This is a genomic window from Niallia circulans (assembly GCF_003726095.1).
Lineage (GTDB): Bacteria > Bacillota > Bacilli > Bacillales > Cytobacillaceae > Niallia > Niallia circulans_A.
Window position 1 is genome coordinate 2,589,365 of record NZ_CP026031.1, and the last position, 17,202, is coordinate 2,606,566.

The 17,202-nt window shown below is 35.8% G+C and carries 17 protein-coding genes and 1 pseudogene; 1 reads left to right on the plus strand and 17 read right to left on the minus strand.

Features of this window, described 5'->3' with window-relative positions; all coding sequences use genetic code 11:
• Positions 1-5 precede the first annotated feature (5 nt).
• Positions 6-278 carry a YutD family protein gene (locus C2I06_RS12670; RefSeq protein ID WP_047942248.1) on the minus strand — a complete coding sequence of 91 codons (273 nt, stop codon included), beginning with the start codon at positions 276-278 and terminating at the stop codon, positions 6-8.
• A gap of 369 nt (positions 279-647) precedes the next feature.
• Positions 648-1,562: a lipoyl synthase gene (gene lipA, locus C2I06_RS12675; RefSeq protein WP_235844501.1), complete on the minus strand. Its 915-nt coding sequence runs from the start codon at positions 1,560-1,562 to the stop codon at positions 648-650.
• Between the two features lie 285 nt (positions 1,563-1,847).
• Between lipA and C2I06_RS12680 the strand changes: the two are divergent.
• A pseudogene (locus C2I06_RS12680) lies at positions 1,848-2,806 on the plus strand (M23 family metallopeptidase).
• Positions 2,807-2,858: 52 nt separating this feature from the next.
• On the opposite strand, the gene C2I06_RS12685 reads toward C2I06_RS12680, so the two are convergent.
• The 15 genes from C2I06_RS12685 to sufB all read right to left on the minus strand — a co-directional run bounded on the left by C2I06_RS12685 (position 2,859) and on the right by sufB (position 17,180).
• Positions 2,859-3,953 (minus strand): HD-GYP domain-containing protein, encoded by a 1,095-nt coding sequence (locus tag C2I06_RS12685; RefSeq protein WP_095330502.1) that lies wholly within the window; start codon positions 3,951-3,953, stop codon positions 2,859-2,861.
• A 204-nt stretch (positions 3,954-4,157) separates the two neighbouring features.
• Entirely contained in the window at positions 4,158-4,460 is a 303-nt protein-coding gene (locus C2I06_RS12690; RefSeq protein WP_095330501.1) for a YunC family protein, read from the minus strand.
• A 102-nt stretch (positions 4,461-4,562) separates the two neighbouring features.
• The gene (locus C2I06_RS12695) at positions 4,563-5,921 is read right to left on the minus strand and encodes a bifunctional metallophosphatase/5'-nucleotidase (protein WP_095330500.1); all 1,359 of its coding nucleotides are present in this window, start codon (positions 5,919-5,921) and stop codon (positions 4,563-4,565) included.
• 86 nt (positions 5,922-6,007) lie between these two features.
• Positions 6,008-6,853 (minus strand): DUF72 domain-containing protein, encoded by an 846-nt coding sequence (locus C2I06_RS12700; RefSeq protein ID WP_095330499.1) that lies wholly within the window; start codon positions 6,851-6,853, stop codon positions 6,008-6,010.
• 286 nt (positions 6,854-7,139) lie between these two features.
• Positions 7,140-7,943, minus strand: a complete 804-nt coding sequence (locus tag C2I06_RS12705) for a gluconate 5-dehydrogenase (RefSeq protein WP_095330498.1) — start codon at positions 7,941-7,943, stop codon at positions 7,140-7,142.
• A gap of 14 nt (positions 7,944-7,957) precedes the next feature.
• Positions 7,958-8,788: a 5-dehydro-4-deoxy-D-glucuronate isomerase gene (gene kduI, locus C2I06_RS12710; protein ID WP_123259151.1), complete on the minus strand. Its 831-nt coding sequence runs from the start codon at positions 8,786-8,788 to the stop codon at positions 7,958-7,960.
• Positions 8,789-8,809: 21 nt separating this feature from the next.
• Positions 8,810-9,814 carry a sugar kinase gene (locus C2I06_RS12715; protein WP_123258146.1) on the minus strand — a complete coding sequence of 335 codons (1,005 nt, stop codon included), beginning with the start codon at positions 9,812-9,814 and terminating at the stop codon, positions 8,810-8,812.
• 2 nt (positions 9,815-9,816) lie between these two features.
• Complete coding sequence (locus C2I06_RS12720; RefSeq protein WP_123258147.1) at positions 9,817-10,464, minus strand: bifunctional 4-hydroxy-2-oxoglutarate aldolase/2-dehydro-3-deoxy-phosphogluconate aldolase; 648 nt, start codon at positions 10,462-10,464, stop codon at positions 9,817-9,819.
• A 121-nt stretch (positions 10,465-10,585) separates the two neighbouring features.
• Positions 10,586-11,344, minus strand: coding sequence for an IclR family transcriptional regulator (locus C2I06_RS12725; RefSeq protein ID WP_123258148.1), 759 nt, complete (start codon positions 11,342-11,344; stop codon positions 10,586-10,588).
• Between the two features lie 131 nt (positions 11,345-11,475).
• Positions 11,476-12,273 (minus strand): HAD family hydrolase, encoded by a 798-nt coding sequence (locus C2I06_RS12730; protein ID WP_123258149.1) that lies wholly within the window; start codon positions 12,271-12,273, stop codon positions 11,476-11,478.
• Between the two features lie 24 nt (positions 12,274-12,297).
• Entirely contained in the window at positions 12,298-12,858 is a 561-nt protein-coding gene (locus C2I06_RS12735) for a maltose acetyltransferase domain-containing protein (protein ID WP_123259152.1), read from the minus strand.
• A gap of 23 nt (positions 12,859-12,881) precedes the next feature.
• Entirely contained in the window at positions 12,882-13,262 is a 381-nt protein-coding gene (locus tag C2I06_RS12740) for a VOC family protein (RefSeq protein ID WP_095330493.1), read from the minus strand.
• Between the two features lie 27 nt (positions 13,263-13,289).
• Positions 13,290-14,513: an MFS transporter gene (locus C2I06_RS12745; RefSeq protein WP_095330492.1), complete on the minus strand. Its 1,224-nt coding sequence runs from the start codon at positions 14,511-14,513 to the stop codon at positions 13,290-13,292.
• 33 nt (positions 14,514-14,546) lie between these two features.
• Complete coding sequence (locus C2I06_RS12750) at positions 14,547-15,551, minus strand: ROK family transcriptional regulator (RefSeq protein WP_206427998.1); 1,005 nt, start codon at positions 15,549-15,551, stop codon at positions 14,547-14,549.
• A 231-nt stretch (positions 15,552-15,782) separates the two neighbouring features.
• Positions 15,783-17,180: a Fe-S cluster assembly protein SufB gene (sufB, locus tag C2I06_RS12755; RefSeq protein ID WP_095330491.1), complete on the minus strand. Its 1,398-nt coding sequence runs from the start codon at positions 17,178-17,180 to the stop codon at positions 15,783-15,785.
• Positions 17,181-17,202 lie beyond the last annotated feature (22 nt).

Sequence of the window (17,202 nt, forward strand, 5' to 3'; positions counted from 1 at the left end):
CCTTATTATTTTGTTTTTTTTACGACAAAATAGGCACAGCCAAAATTACAATATTCATATAAATATTCCGTTAATGTGCTTATTTTCGTATCAAAACTTGATTTTTGATTATGATCATCAAAAAAGCCACGTAATCTTAATTGTCCATAACCCCAATCTCCGACAATATAATCGTATTTCGTTAATATGTCACTATATCTATTTTTAAATGCTTCTTCATTAAAACCTGATTTTCTTTCTTCAATCAGTTCATAACAATGGTTATTAATACAAACCAATCGTATCACCTCAAAACCTGTATATATTTCCTTAATGTAAAACTTCCATCCGTGCAGCTTGCATTTTAACTTCACTGATGATTAGTTGAATTATTTGGATCTTAGATAAATAGTCCAATTATAACATTACTCACTATCATTATAACCTTAGCAAAGATATTTACATAGCACTAACAATAAAATCTTCCTATAAAATACAGAATTTTTATTTTATACTGTTAAATCCCTTTTGAATACGGGCTAATATTCTTAATTAATTCTGCATGAATAAAAAAACTCAAACCATTATACGAAATATTTTTAGTATTTCCGTATAATAGTCTGAGCTTACCTTCAGTGGAAAACTTATCCCTTTAGCCTTATTCTTATTTATGCTTCTTTTGCATGTTCAGCCATTTGCTGATTTTTTTTCGCTTCGTTTACTTGCTCATCTGCGTGATATGAAGAACGAACTAATGGACCTGCTTCACAATGGCTAAATCCTTTACTTAAAGCGATCTCCTTTAGCTCTTTAAATTCATCTGGATGATAATATTTTTGTACTTTTAAATGTTTGACAGTTGGTTGTAAATATTGGCCAATAGTCATAATATCCACATTATTTGCTCTAAGATCATCCATTGTGGCGATAATTTCTTCTTTCGTTTCGCCTAAGCCAACCATAATACTAGACTTAGTAGGAATATTAGGCTGCATCTCTTTTGCTCTTCGTAAAAACTCAAGAGAACGATGATATTTTGCTCTTGCACGGACTCTAGGGGTCAATCTTTCTACAGTTTCAATATTATGGTTCAAGATATCTGGTTTAGCATCCATTAATAATCGTAGGTTTTCTTCTACTCCTCCCATATCGGATGGTAATACTTCAATGCTGGTAAATGGATTTTTTCTGCGAATAGCACGAACAGTTTCTGCAAATACAGCTGCTCCGCCGTCTTTTAAGTCATCTCTTGCAACAGCAGTAATAACCACATGCTTTAAGTTCATTGCAAACACAGAATCAGCAACTCTTTCTGGCTCTTGCCAATCTAATTCAGTCGGTAATCCTGTTTTAACTGCACAAAAACGACAGGCTCTTGTACAAATAGCTCCTAAAATCATAAATGTAGCTGTTCTTCTAACTGCCCAACATTCATGAATATTTGGACATTTTGCTTCCTCACAGACTGTATGGAGCTGCTTTTCCTTCATCATTTTTTTCAAACCTGTATAATTTTCATTCGTATTCAATTTAATTTTTAACCATTCAGGTTTGCGCAAATATTCTTGTTTTTTTTCTGACACCACATTCATCTCCTAGTAAAATAATTTTCATCATTTTTACTTAAAAAACAGTATTGTATAACAGCTATTCCTCAAATTTTTTTGTATGTTATACACAGTAAAAGGATTGTCTCTTCTTCATTTGTCACTTTAACATAATGGAAATGCCTCTACAAGTTATTCATTTAAAATGATTACCATTAATTGATAATTATTTTTTTTGATATAAGTCACAAAATATAACGACAGAATAAGAAGGGAGGGACTAATCTTTTGCACAGGTTAATATTTATAATCATTATTCTTATGTTTTTACTACCTAACACTGTCACATTTGCTAATGAAAAAATGACTGACCCATACACAAAAAGGATGGAACTTTATAAAAAAATAGAAGCATTATATCAAATTCCTTGGTATTATATAGCTGCTGTCGATCAATATGAGCGTAACATTCGCTCCTCAAGAAAAGATATCCCTAAGGCAAAGGGATACACTGGGATTTATTTTACGAAGGAAGAATGGGCTGGTATTATTAATCCCAATCCAGAGGATAATAACCCTTTAACCATTCCTTTATTTGGAGGCCTTGGTGCTGACGGTGATGGAGATGGAAAAGCAGATAGATTTAATGATGAAGATATCCTTTCCGCATTCTCCAATTATATAAGTCAATATGGCATTGATGAGGATAACTTTAAAATCGGATTATGGAACTACTATAAAAGGGATAAAACTGTTAGTATCATAATGGGAAAAGCAGCCATTTACAACCACTTTGGTAGATTAAATTTAGATGATCATGCCTTTCCTCTGCCCTTAAGAAGTGATCATAGCTATCGCAGTACTTGGGGGACGCCCGTGGCTGGGGAGGAAAAAGAATTCATGAAGGCACAGATATTTTTGCGGACTATGGAGTCCCTGTAAAAGCGACTTCCTATGGGATTGTAGAAATGAAAGGCTGGAATAATTACGGCGGATGGCGAATCGGAATAAGAGATATTAATAATAATTATCATTATTTTGCTCATTTAAATGGATTCTCAAAAGAGATTCAGGCTGGAATGGTCGTAGAGCCAGGGATGATTATTGGTGGAGTTGGAAGTTCAGGGTATGGACCACCAGGAACTTCTGGAAAATTCCCTCCTCATCTACATTATGGTATCTATAAAGATAACGGCTATACAGAATGGTCCTATGATCCGTACGCACACTTACGATTATGGGAAAGACAAGAAAAGATAAAATCAAGAAAGAAAAAATAAATTACTTACTTGGCGATAAGGATATATAGCTCCATTCTTATCGCCTATATGTTCACAAAGGATTTTGGAGGGAATCACATTGCGTTATGACAATTGAGAGATCTTCCTTTAAATTCAAGTCATATGGAGGAATTTCTTTCCCCTCTCTTTCCACAATTCGTACAATTGGTCTTTCATTCATTCCCTTATTTTGTTTACATACAATCCCTTTTTCTCCATTGCTTAGCATAACACTTAATCCATTAGGATAAAGGACTATCGCTCTTCTAAATGCTTCGACAATTTTCGCATCATATAGATAGCCTGAACCCGTATATAAAATCTCTAATGCTTCATGTGGTAATAATGCATCATGGTAGACGCGATTGGATGTAATGGCATCAAAAACATCTGCTACAGCAATAATTTTTCCAAACAAATGAATATCTTTTGCTTCTATGCCTCTCGGATAACCAGACCCATTTAAGCGCTCATGATGCTGGTAGGCACAATGACTAACAAGTAAAGGCAGTGTCTCCACTTTTCTTAGCATCTCAAAGCCTGCTTCTGCATGACTTTTTATAATTTCAAATTCTTCTGCCGTTAACGATCCTGGTTTGAGGAGAATTTCTAACGGAACCTTCATTTTACCAATATCATGTAAAATAGCCCCAAGCCCTAGGATTTCCATCTGCTTCGGCGGAAGTTTTAACTCTAAACCTAATGCTAACGTATAAATAGTCACATTTAAGCTATGCGAAAAAATATAATTATCATATAGATAAACATCCGACATAACGGAAGAAAGATGTTCATGATTTTTTAATTCCAATAGTACTTTTTCAACCAATTTCTTAAAAATAGGTGTATTCTTCTCCATCACCATCGAAATATCATCAGCATCTGCACTTTTTATCATATCAAAACTTTTCTCAATAGTTTGCATCGCTTCCATCTTAACTTGCTCAGATATGGCATCATTCACTTTAATATCCTTTGTATGTTTATCTTCTAAATAAACATAGCTAATACCAAAGTCAAGCAGCCTTTTAATCATCTTTTTCTCTAATCTTATCCCACTATTTATTAACACTCTTCCGCGATCATTTAATATAGGCTTAGCTAAGATTGCACCTTCTTTTATATTCTTTGTCCCAACTAGTCTCATGCTTTAATAGCTCCTAATAATTTATATAGTATCTATTATATCGTACTTTTGCTTTTGTTTCTTTATACCTATAAAAGAAAAGTTAAATTTTAAAAAATAGTCCAAATGCAGGGATATTTATTTCCTTCACTTCCAAAAAAGAAGGTTTAACGAAAAGGGGCAATACCCCTCTAATTCGTTAAACCTTCTTTATCTCTTTATCCTTTATACCATTTTCAATAATGCTTCTCTTCCAATCATCCCTTTATGAATTCCATATGCTTCTGCTTCCATTGTCACAGACTCTAATGGTGCATTTAGCAGTTGTTCAATCGTTTTCACACCAACAGCTCTGCCTGCGATGATTTTCCGGTCTTTCAGCTTATCATTTAACAATGCCACATCTAAGGCACCGCACATGATATAGCCTTTATCATTTTTCACAGCAAGCAAAGTAGTTTTAGGCAATAATACCGAGACCGCAATAAAAGTATGTCCATTGATATCAACAGGATACACATCAATCATAATACTCTGTGCTCACTCCTCTCTGTCCCTTCCTAATAAGTATATTCAAGAGAGGAGAAATCGGTGTTTTCTTCTTTATTTAAGAAATGAAAAAATTGCCTCTTACGCTTTTATCCTATTTTGTAAAGTGTCAGCAAGAATATTACGCATAAATTCAGGAAGAAAATAGTCTTTCTTTGTTGCACGATAAATAGCTGGAAAAAAATTACCGAATGTAAACATATCAGGTACTGTGACAACATAATTCTGATCTGCCTGTATTTCCTTTGCATTTATATAGTACTGCTCTCTTTCTCCGATTATCTCATGCGTAATTCCTGCTGCAATCATTTTCCCCATTAAAGTTCCCCGGAATCCAAGGCCCTTGACAGGCATTGTCTCCCACTTGTCGGATCTCATTTCAAGTATTATTTCTTTCAATTCCGCTCCAGTTAATGTCACATTACATGGATTAATCGGATGTGGACAAATCGATAATAAATCAAAGAAAGTGATATCCCCTGCTTGCAATCCATCTAAAATTAAGCCCTCATTTACTATTGCGCAATCCGATTGACACCACGAAATTAATTTTTCGCAGAGCATTTCTGCTAGCGCTTCTCTAGATAAATACTCATCAATCGTCGCTGCCTTTTCTGATAAAGCTAATTTCCCTTGCTGGTAATAATTTTCCACAATGGCTTCTTCTTTATTTGCAATCGGCAACTTACTTGTTTCATATAATATGGCTTTTTTATCAATTATTTTTTTGGAAGCATTGACCTTTAATTCAATATGACCTAGATAATAACCATACTTACCAGCAGCACCTTGAAGATTATTATTAATTATTTTTCCTTGATGGAAAATATGATGGGTATGTGCACCAAGAATCACATCTATTTCTGGATAATTAGCTGCAATCATCTCATCGTCATTTATCCCTAAATGGGAAAGCAATACAATAATATCAACTTTTCCTCTGACTTTTTCTAATTGCTTAGATAATTCTTCTATTGGATCTGTCAATTTCCATCCTAAAAGCTCATATAACTTTTCAAAATAGGCCGTAATACCGATAACACCAATTTTTGTTCCTTTAGCTGTCTTAAATATTTGAAGAGGAATTGCCCAATCAGGACGTTCCCCATTATGTTTGTAGAGATTAGCAACAATTACATCGAATTTTGCTTCATCATATAAATGATCTAATCCTTCATAAGACAATGTAATTCCTTCATTATTCCCAATTGTCACTGCATCATAGTGTTCTTCATTTAACAGCTGTGTGTTAATTCTACCTTTAGTTGCTTCCGTATAAGGATGAGACAAATCTAAATGGTCACCTATATCAAATAAATAAACAGCTTCGCCAGCCTCTTTATGCCATTTTTTTCTTTCACGCAGCAATTCATAAATTCTTGGCCAATTTTCAAAATGGCTATGTAAATCATTAGTATGATATATATGGATGACTTCCATCTTCTCGCCTTCCTTATTTGTATTTTCTCTTTTTTAGACAATTATCTATTCTATAGCAGAAATATTCTTCTTCACTCTTCTGCCAGTTAAAATAAATCCAATTGTCTTGGAGCTAAATCCGTATATTCTATTTTTAATAAATCAATCATTTCTCTTGCGTTGTCAGCCGCATCTCCACCAGAATTATTATTAAAGAGCACATAAATATTTTTACATTGCTTTTCAAGCAGGCGAATATTTTCAGCCCACTCACTTAATTCTGCTGTATTATACCGATATAAATAGCGAACTTCTCGCCAATTTGGATTATTATTTTGCTGCCACCCGTAATAATTTCTTCCATGAAGCCGAATGAGCACTTTATCTTCGCCAACCGCTTCTAGAACTGTAGGAATTGAAACCGGCATTACTTGAGGCTCATCACAAATACTATGTATCCAATTCTCTTCCTTCATAAACTGAAGGGTACTTGCTCGATATTTGGAATCAAACCATGATTGATGTCTAAATTCAAGTGCACAAGGAATATCTTCCATCCTTTTTCTACATGCTCTTAAGTATTGGACATTATCCTTTGTACAATCAAACCAAGGAGGAAATTGGAATAAAACCATCGCTAATTTGCCACTTTTTCTATACGGAACTAAGGAATCGATAAATGCAGCAAACATTTCACCATTCGAGGAAAAAGGAATATCTCCACGGTTATGTCCTGTCATTCCTTGAAATGCCTTTACGATAAATTGAAAAGAGTCAGGTGTTTTCTTTACCCAAGACTCCGCGTTCCGGACTGGCTGCACAGCATAAAAAGAAGCATCCACTTCCACAGTAGGAAAATAACCGGCATATTCCATTAACTTATTTTGTGATGAAGTATTTTTTCCATAAAGACTCGGATGGTCTCCCCAGCCTGTTAATCCAATATGAATCAATAAAATCACCTCTATTACATTGTTTTTCTCAAAGCAATACTTACATAGAGAAAAACACTAACTTCATTTCCAAGAATATAACTGTTTTTTTATTTCTTATATTAATTATCATATCATAATCACCATAAATAACTAAGTTAAAAGAAAAAGAGGTTCCACTAAATCAGTCACCCGATTTAGTGGAACCTCTAAGATAAATTTAAAACATGTACAGATACTTTCAGCTATTGAACTAGTAAAAATATCATTTCTTTATTGATTGAAATAGCACGATTGCTTATCCTTCTTAAGGCTGTTTACCAATATATGCCAGTATACCACCATCTACATAGAGAATATGACCATTCACGAAGTTCGATGCTTCAGATGCTAAAAATACAGCTGAACCAGCTAGGTCTTCAGGATTTCCCCAACGGGCTGCAGGCGTTTTCCCTATAATAAACTGATCAAATGGATGACGGGATCCGTCTGCTTGCTTTTCGCGTAATGGGGCAGTTTGTGGTGTAGCGATATAACCTGGCCCGATTCCATTACATTGAATATTGTACTCTCCATATTCAGAAGCGATATTTTTTGTCAGCATCTTTAGCCCACCTTTAGCAGCAGCATATGCACTGACTGTTTCCCTGCCTAATTCACTCATCATGGAGCAGATATTGATGATCTTACCGCCGCCATTCTGAATCATACCAGGTATAACTGCTTTGGAAACAATAAATGGTCCATTCAAATCTACATCTACTACCTGACGGAAATCTTCTACAGACATTTCTACCATTGGTACACGCTTGATAATCCCAGCATTGTTAACTAAAATATCAATGGGACCAACCTCTTCTTTAATTTGTACAACCGCAGCTTGCACGGCCTGTTCGTCTGTAACATCAAATACATAGCCTTTTGCTTCGATTCCTGCTTCTTGATAACTTTGAAGTGCTTGGTCGACAGATTCTTGGTTTAAGGAATTAAACACGATTTTCGCACCTGCTTTTGATAAAGCGCTTGCGATTTCAAAACCAATTCCATATATTGCACCTGTAACTAAGGCTACTTTTCCATCAATGCGGAATTTATCCATCGTGAATGCCATTGCTTTCTCTCCTCTTATTTCAATTTATCCATTGGTATCATATCCATATCGGTATAAGTGATATTTTCGCCACACATTGCCCAGATAAAAGAATAATTGCTGGTACCAACCCCAGAATGAATAGACCAGCTCGGTGAAATAGCAGCTTGTTCGCTGCTCATAACTAAATGCTTTGTTTCATCAGGTTTCCCCATCATATGGAAAATACGTGTATCTTCTTCCATATCAAAGTAAACATATGCTTCCATGCGTCTTTCATGTGTATGAGAAGGCATTGTATTCCATGCACTTCCAGGCTCTAAGATAGTATAGCCCATTTGCAATTGGCAGCTTTCACATACATTTGGATGTATGTATTGATAAATTTTACGCTGATTTAATGTTAAGGCTTCTCCAGTTTCCATTGGTTTAATGTGATCAATACTAATTTTTACATTTGGATATTTATGATGTGCTGGTACGGAGCTAATATAAAATTTAGCCGGATTGTTTGGATCCTCGGAAGAAAAAACAACATGACGTGTTTCTTTGCCAATATAGTATCCATCTTGTTTTTTCATTTCTTCTTTTTCTCCGTCGATTTCGATATAACCCGGACCACCGATATTAATAACTCCCAGCTCACGGCGTTCCAAGAAATATTCCACACCCAATTGCTTATCCAAAATGATTTCTAAGGATTTATCGGTCGGCGTAACTCCGCCAAAAATCATACGGTCGTTATGTGTATACGTTAAACTAATTTCCCCTGGCACAAACACCTTTTCTACTAAAAATTCTTTTCTCAATTGTTCTGTAGAGTAATGACGAATATCCTCTGGGCTATGTGTATAACGAGTTTCCATGTTTTGCATTTTTCTACACTCCTATCGATTTATTTTTCCAGAGCCAGCTAGTAAAAAGCTGTTGACTTCTGGTTCGCTAAATTGATTACAATCACCATGAATTGTATGTTTCAAAGCGGATGCAGCTGTCGCAAAGTCAATCATTTCCTGTGGACTTTTTTGGGCTAGTATTCCATGCAGAACTCCACCGGAAAAAGCATCACCTGCTCCTACCCTATCAACGATTGGATTAATTACATGATTTTGAGATTCATAGTAGTGATCATCCATCCATAATGTTCCTATTAATTCATTGCAACTAGCAGATACCACCGTTCTTTTTGTGGAATATAAAACAGAGATAGCAGGAAATTTCTTCTGTATTTCTTGATAGTAGTAAACTAATTCATTCTCCTGTTCAGTTGCCTCCGGAATTCCTAACAAATAGAGAGCATCAAGCATGCCAGCTGAACAGTAATCTACCAGTGGCAATATTTCAGAAATTGTCTCACCTGCTTCTTTCTGAGACCATAATTTTCCTCGATAATTAATATCAAAACTGATTTTACAGCCAGCCTCTTTTGCGGCTTCTATGAGTGAAATGGTTGTTTTTTTCCAACTTGAGGATAACGCAGGTGTAATTCCTGAAATATGAAAGATATCTACGTTATTAAACAGTTCTTCTTTTTCCCATTCACTTTCTGTCATTTCGGCAAAGCTTGAACCTGCACGATCATAAATGACATTGGCTGCTCGTTCACCAATTCCAGCCTCCACATAATAAGTGCCTAACCTAGATCCTCCTTTTAAGAGAAAGTTAGTATGAACACCATAACGATTTAAATGCTTTACTACACCTTCTCCTAAGCCATTGTCTGGAATTTTACTAGCAAAGTAGACATCGTGACCAAAATTGGCAAGTGAAATAGCGACATTGGCTTCACCCCCGCCATAATGTGCACAAAAATTATCAGCCTGGGCAATTCGCACACCAGAATCAGTGGATAGACGAAGCATGATTTCACCTAAAGTAACTACCCTTCCCATATTTATGCTCCTTTTATTTGATGAAATTTCTCCATATATTGACTAGCAATCTCTGTAACTTTCGTAAAATCTCCCTTTGCTACAGGCGCTAATAGATTTCCTCCTACGCCAACTGCTACTACTCCTGCTTTAAACCAGTCTTCCATATTTTCTAAGCTTACTCCACCTGTCGGCATAATATTAACTTCAGGCATTGGCGCTTTAAAAGCGGATACAATACTTGGCCCATAGGCGCTGCCTGGGAACAGTTTGATAATATCTACTCCTGCCTTTAATGCCTCTTTCATTTCTGTTATCGTTAAGCATCCTGGAAGATAGGGAGTTTGATAAAGATTACATAGTTCTGCTGTCTCTCTATCAAAGTTTGGGCTGACAATATACTCTGCCCCAGCCATGATAGCTAAACGAGCAGTTACTACATCTAACACCGTACCTGCCCCTATTACAATATTAGAATCATTCTGATACAACTCTACTAATTCACTAATGGCTTTATCAGCATTAGGAACCGTAAAAGTTAATTCGATTCCCTTCATGCCACCTTGAACCACTGCATTACTTGCCTTTACTGCCTCTTCCTTGCTGTTCCCGCGGACTACTGCAATCACCCCAGCACTCTTTAAGCGCCGTAACGTTTCAACTCGTTTCATCTCTACCACTCTTTTCTTATTTAGAAATACAATTTTATTATTAAGAAACTTATCTTGATTATACATACTTTTTTGAAAAATGTAAACGCTAATCATTAAATAAAAAAATCGCCGAAACGATTTAATGAGTCACAACTTGCATTATCTCATTTTTCGTTTCGACGATAGCCTTTATTATTTGTTTTTTAAATTCTTCTGTAAGCCGATATTTCGGCATGCTTACACTAAATGCTCCAATGATTTTTCCATCTTTTTTTAAAGATGCTCCAATACAGAAGATATCCTTTTCCATTTCTTCGTCATCAAAAGCAATCCCAGTCTCTCCCACTTTCTGTAATTCTGATGCAAGCTTTAAAGAATTGGTTATCGTATGCTCTGTAAATGGAACTAAAGGAGTTGTTTTTAGGTAATTTAAATATTCTTCTTCTTCCAGCTCTGCAAGGACCGCCTTCCCCATTGCTGAACTGTACAAGGGCCTTGTTATCCCAACCCTTGAAGACATTCTTATTGTCTGATGTTTAGCCTCTAGCTTGTTTACATATAAAATTTCATTATCCACAAGTACACCTAAATGAATGGTTTCATCAATTAACTTTTGCAGTTTTTCTAAATAAGGCAATGTCAGCTCTACTAAGTCCAGCTGATCCACACCTTGATTGGCATATCGAATAAGTTTAGATCCTAATCGATAATTTTTATTTTTATCTCTACTAACAAAGCCAATTAACAATAAAGTGTCCAATATTTTCAAAGTAGTTGAAGTTGTCATCTCTGTGTTTTGAGCAATGTTCTGCAATGTTTGATTAGGATTTTCTGAGAGATAATCCATAATTTTTGCAGCTCTTAATAGAACAGTCCCATAAGGTTTTGTTTTCTCCATTATACACCCTCTTTTCCAATAAAGAAATTATATACGAAAAGAGGAGAAATGAAAAGTCTTCTCTTCCTAAAATCATATTTAGAATTCACTTCTTGTCATTTTTATCAAAACAGATTGGTTCTATCTCCCATCTATAAAAGAGATAACAGTTGAATGATTGTTCTCATTACACCATCTTCTTCATTTGAGCGAGTGATGAAATTAGCTGTCTCTTTTAATTCCTTTACGGCATTCCGAACAGCAAAACTATATATACTGCGACTCATAAGTTCTATGTCATTATAGCTATCGCCAAATGCCATTGTTTCTTCAGGGGTAACATTTAATAATTGTTGCAAATGCTCGACTGTTGTCCCTTTATGAACATTTACATTGGCTATATCAATCCAAGCTGCCTCAGATGCTACAATATAAGCAGATTCAAAAAAGGATGATAATTTTTCTCTTGTTTCAAAACATTTAAGCTCTGAATCATGAATTGTTATCTTTACGAAATCTTCTGTTATTTCTTTAAAGTCTGATACCTTTCTCACTTGTGTATAAGATTTTCTTACAATAGCAGCTTCTTCCGGGATAACGCTATCCTTTATAACTGCACCACTTCTCGTACAAGCAATAATAGTATGATTTAGACTTATTTCCTCTAGCAACTGAATAATCGCTTGACCCAATTCATTGCTTATCAGCGATTCATAAACAAATTTACCATTATGCTTGATGCGGGTGGCGCTATCCCCTAGAATCCACATATCTTTCGCATCTTCACCAAATAATTCTTCAACCCGTTCACATTGCTTACCAGTAACAGGAGCAAAAGCTACTCCCTTTTCTTTCATTAGATTCTTTACTTCTTTGAACAATTCTCGGTCAAAATCCCCATTATTATTTAAAAATGTTCCATCCATGTCTGTCAGCACTAATTTAATCATTCGCTTTCCTCCAACTCTCCTATTCTACTCAACTATTTTTTTAAGAATTCTTGCTGGATTTCCACCAATAACAACATTATTTGGTACGTCCTTTGTTACAACTGCACCAGATGCAACCACCACATTATTTCCAATGCTTACCCCTGGATTGATAACTGCTCTTCCTCCCATCCAGACATTATTTCCGATATTCACCGGTTTTCCGTACTCAATTCCTGCTATTCTTTCTTGAGCATTTAAAGGATGTGTCGCTGTATAAATATGTACTCCCGGGGCGATGAAGCAATTATCCCCAATTCTAATCTCACAAACATCCAAAAACACACAATCAAAATTAGCAAAGAAGTTTTCCCCTACATGGATGTTATATCCATAGTCACAACGAAAGGTTGGTTCTATGAATATATTAGTTCCTGTGGAACCAAATAATTGTTTTAATAGGACGGACCGTATATTGTCTTCTGTTTCAATGGATTCGTTAAATATTCTTGTTAGCTTTCGCGCATTATTTCGATCCTTCATTAATTCTGGATCTGCTGGATTATAGAAGTCTCCATTTACCATTTTTTCTTTTTCTGTTTTCACTTTTTTGTTCCCTTCTATCCGCATTAGACCGTCAACTCTATAAGATTTCCTTCTGGATCTTCTATCACACTTTCATAATAGCCGTCCCCTGTTAGACGAGGCCCATTAACTAGCAGAAAGCCATCCTTTTGTAATCGTTCCGTCAGTTGATTAACTGCTTCTTTGCTTCCTAATGAAATAGCAATATGCGCCCAGCCAACTCTATCATCTGAATCAGACTTATCTATCCCCGCTTTACGCATAAGTTCTAAGCGAGCTCCCTCCTTGAACGATATAAAATAGGATTCAAATTTCTTTTCTATATTTTGATACTTCGAATTTGCTGTCCCTTCAAAATAGGTCGTATAAAATGTCTTCATTCCTTCTAAATCTTTCACCCAGATTGCAACATGTTCTATTTTCATGTTCCTGTCACTCCTTCTTTAATTAACTTAACTCACACTCGCGGTATCCTTTTTTATCTCTCTTATATGCAATACTCCATTTAACCTTTCCGATCCCCATAGCATCATGGCAATAAAACCTGCAATAACAAAAGGGAAAATTCCTATTGTTGATTTTGCTGCAGCATATCCGAGAATGGGAGGAAGAAAGGTACTGCCTGTATAGGCAATAGCCATTTGATACCCCATTATGGTTTGGGAATGCTTCTGTCCAAAACGTAGTGGTGTTTCATGCAGCATACATGGAAATATCGGTGCTAAACCTAAACCAATCATAATAAAGCCTGCCAGTGAAAAAAGAACAGGGAATGGCAAAAATAATAGAATGGCCCCAACTAACGCAATTATTTGTCCCCATCTTATCAATCTTTGATTACTCATTTTTAATGTAATAAAGCCTGTAATAAATCTTCCAATGGTTATTCCTGCATAAAACACGGAAACCCATTTGGCTGCTACATCTATCGATAAATTTTTAACATTTACGAGGAAGCTGCTTCCCCAAAGCCCAACTGCTGCTTCCGCCCCGCAGTAAAATAAAAATGCAAGTAAAGCTAGCTTAACCCCTCTTATTTGCCAAGGTTTTTGATTTTCCAAATATGCTTCATCCAATGTACTAGTGGACTCTTCTATTTTATTTTCGTGCACCTGTTTAGGGACTTTTTCTATCTTTTTCCATAAGGGAAGTGTGAAAAGCAAAATGACAACTAGAATAAATTGAATGCTTGCGATGGCAAAATAACCACTTCGCCAAGAATTATCTCTAGATATAAACTGAGCCACAATAATTGGTCCAAGCGTAGCTCCAACTCCCCAAAAACAATGAAGCCAGCTCATATGATGCGCCTTGTAATGGCTTGCTACATAGTTGTTTAAACCTGTATCTACAGCACCTGCACCTAAGCCCAGCGGGATGGCAAAAATGAACAGCCATACAATCGATGGTGCGAAATGAAACCCTAATAGAGCTCCCGCTGTCATAAAGCAGCTTACAAATGTAACCATTCCAGTTCCAAATTTTTTCAGCACCGTACCGCTAATAAAGCTGGATATGATCGTCCCCCCTGCAATTGTCATAAAAAGTACTCCTGCAGTTTCAAGGGGTGCCTTAAATTCCACTTGCATTAAAGACCATGACACTCCCAATAAAGAATCTGGCAAACCTAAACTGATAAAAGCCAAATAGATGATTACTAAAAAAAATGTCGCCAATAGTTAACCCCCACTCTGTAAGCATTTTGCAAACTATTCATTTGTTTTACTACTTATTCCTGTAATGATTAAATCGAGTCCAAGTCGTTGTAATCCATATAAATAATCTTGCTTCCAGTCACTCATTCTAAATTCAGGAAGATGTTCTGCCGGAATATAGGTGGAGCTTTGTTGTTTGATATGGTTGATTGTGGTTTGAGTGACTTCATCATTACAGAAAATAACCGCATGCGGGTTAATAATTGCCACAAAGGAAGCAATTAGTCTACTTATGGCATCAACTTCATCTTCCTTTGAAAAGAATACTTTTCCATTTGTAAAGGTCTGTCCAAAGTTTCGGTTATTATATTGCGGTACAAAGGATACTTCCCCTGCAAAATTAGTACTCCCTCGTACAATCTTTCCATTTACGATAATTCCAGCTCCTGGACCATTTTGGCCAGAATAGAGATAAACAAGTGATTTATCGTTCTTTTTCTCCTGCTGATCTTGATAACCTAATACTGCTGCATTCATATCATTTTCAATGACCACGGGGATCGAAAAATAATTTTCTAAGTATCCCTTTAAATCAAAATCATGAAGATATTCATAATCAGGACTGTAAATGATTCGTCCATTATCAACCGAACCAGGCACACCAATAGAAATAGAGCTAATCTTTGGATATTGCATTTGTAACGCTTCCACATACTCGATCAGTAATTTTACATTGTCATCCTTTAACGCACTGGAAATTTTACCAGTCTCCTTCTCTTCTCCCAGGCAGTTAAACACAATATAATTGGTTTCGGTCTTCTCTAAAAAAATGGCTAACCCTAACATATATTCAGGATTATATGTATACCGCTTTGCTCGTCTGCCGCCACTCGAATCATCTAAACCCGCTGACAGTAATTCTCCATCCTCTTCCATCTGTGCCGTAAATTTGCTAATAGTAGGAAAACTAATTCCTAATTTATCACTCAGCTCCACCTTCGTAGCACTTCCATTGGCTAAAAGAAATTGACGAATATTTTGCTGGATAATAATTTTCATAGATTTGGGAGTTGCATCCACTTTATTCCCCTCCTTTCGATTCAACTTATTAAAGATATTTAATAAGTGAACAAAATAAAACTTATTAAACTACTTTAATAAGTTCTTGAGGCTAATATAACACACTACTTTTGGGAATGCAATATAGTTTTTATGCAGCTAAAAACGTTTTCTTCCTAACAAAAATAAAAAAAGACGAACCTCAATGGTTCGCCTTCTTAACTGGATATATTAACCGATAGAGCCTTCCATTTCGAACTTGATCAAACGGTTCATCTCTACTGCATATTCCATTGGTAATTCTTTTGTAAATGGCTCGATAAAGCCCATTACGATCATTTCTGTTGCTTCTTCTTCTGAAATACCTCTACTCATTAAGTAGAATAATTGTTCTTCTGATACTTTTGAAACTTTTGCTTCGTGCTCTAATGAAATATTATCATTTAAAATTTCATTATAAGGAATTGTATCAGAAGTAGATTTATTATCCATAATTAATGTATCGCATTCGATATTAGAACGAGCACCGTCTGCTTTACGTCCAAAGTGAACGATACCGCGATATGTTACTTTTCCGCCTTGTTTCGAAATAGACTTAGAAACAATTGTAGATGATGTATTTGGAGCTAAGTGAAGCATTTTTGCTCCAGCATCTTGGTGTTGTCCCTTACCAGCAAGAGCGATAGATAACGTCATTCCTCTTGCTCCCTCACCTCTTAAGATGACAGCAGGGTATTTCATTGTTAATTTAGAACCAATATTTCCATCGATCCATTCCATGGTAGCATTCGCATCACAAACTGCACGCTTTGTTACTAGATTGTATACATTGTTTGCCCAGTTTTGAATCGTTGTATAACGGCAATATGCATCTTTTTTTATAATGATTTCAACAACCGCACTATGAAGAGAGTTCGTAGTATAAACTGGTGCTGTACAACCTTCTACATAATGTACACTTGCGCCCTCATCCACGATGATTAACGTTCTTTCAAATTGTCCCATATTTTCAGAGTTAATACGGAAATATGCTTGTAATGGTGTGTCTACTTTAATTCCTTTTGGAACATAAATGAAAGATCCACCAGACCATACAGCTGAGTTTAAAGCAGCAAACTTATTATCCGTAGGTGGAATAACAGTTGCCCAATGCTCACGGAAAATATCTTCATTTTCTCTTAATGCAGAGTCTGTATCTTTGAAGACAATTCCCATTTTCTCAAGATCTTCCTGCATATTATGATAAACAACCTCAGATTCATACTGAGCAGATACACCTGCTAAGTATTTTTGCTCAGCTTCTGGAATACCAAGCTTATCAAATGTTTGTTTGATTTCATCTGGAACTTCATCCCAAGATCTTTCAGTTTTCTCTGATGGCTTTACATAATACGTAATTTCATCAAAGTTTAAAGCAGACAGATCACCGCCCCATTGTGGCATTGGCATTTTATAAAAATGCTCTAACGCTTTCAAACGGAAGTCTAGCATCCATTGTGGTTCAGCCTTCATTTTTGAAATTTCTTCAACGATTTCTTTCGTTAATCCACGTTTAGAACGAAAGATAGAAACGTCTTTATCTGAAAATCCATATTTATAATCCCCAATTTCGGGCATCTTTTTTGCCATTTCATTTTCCTCCATTCTACAT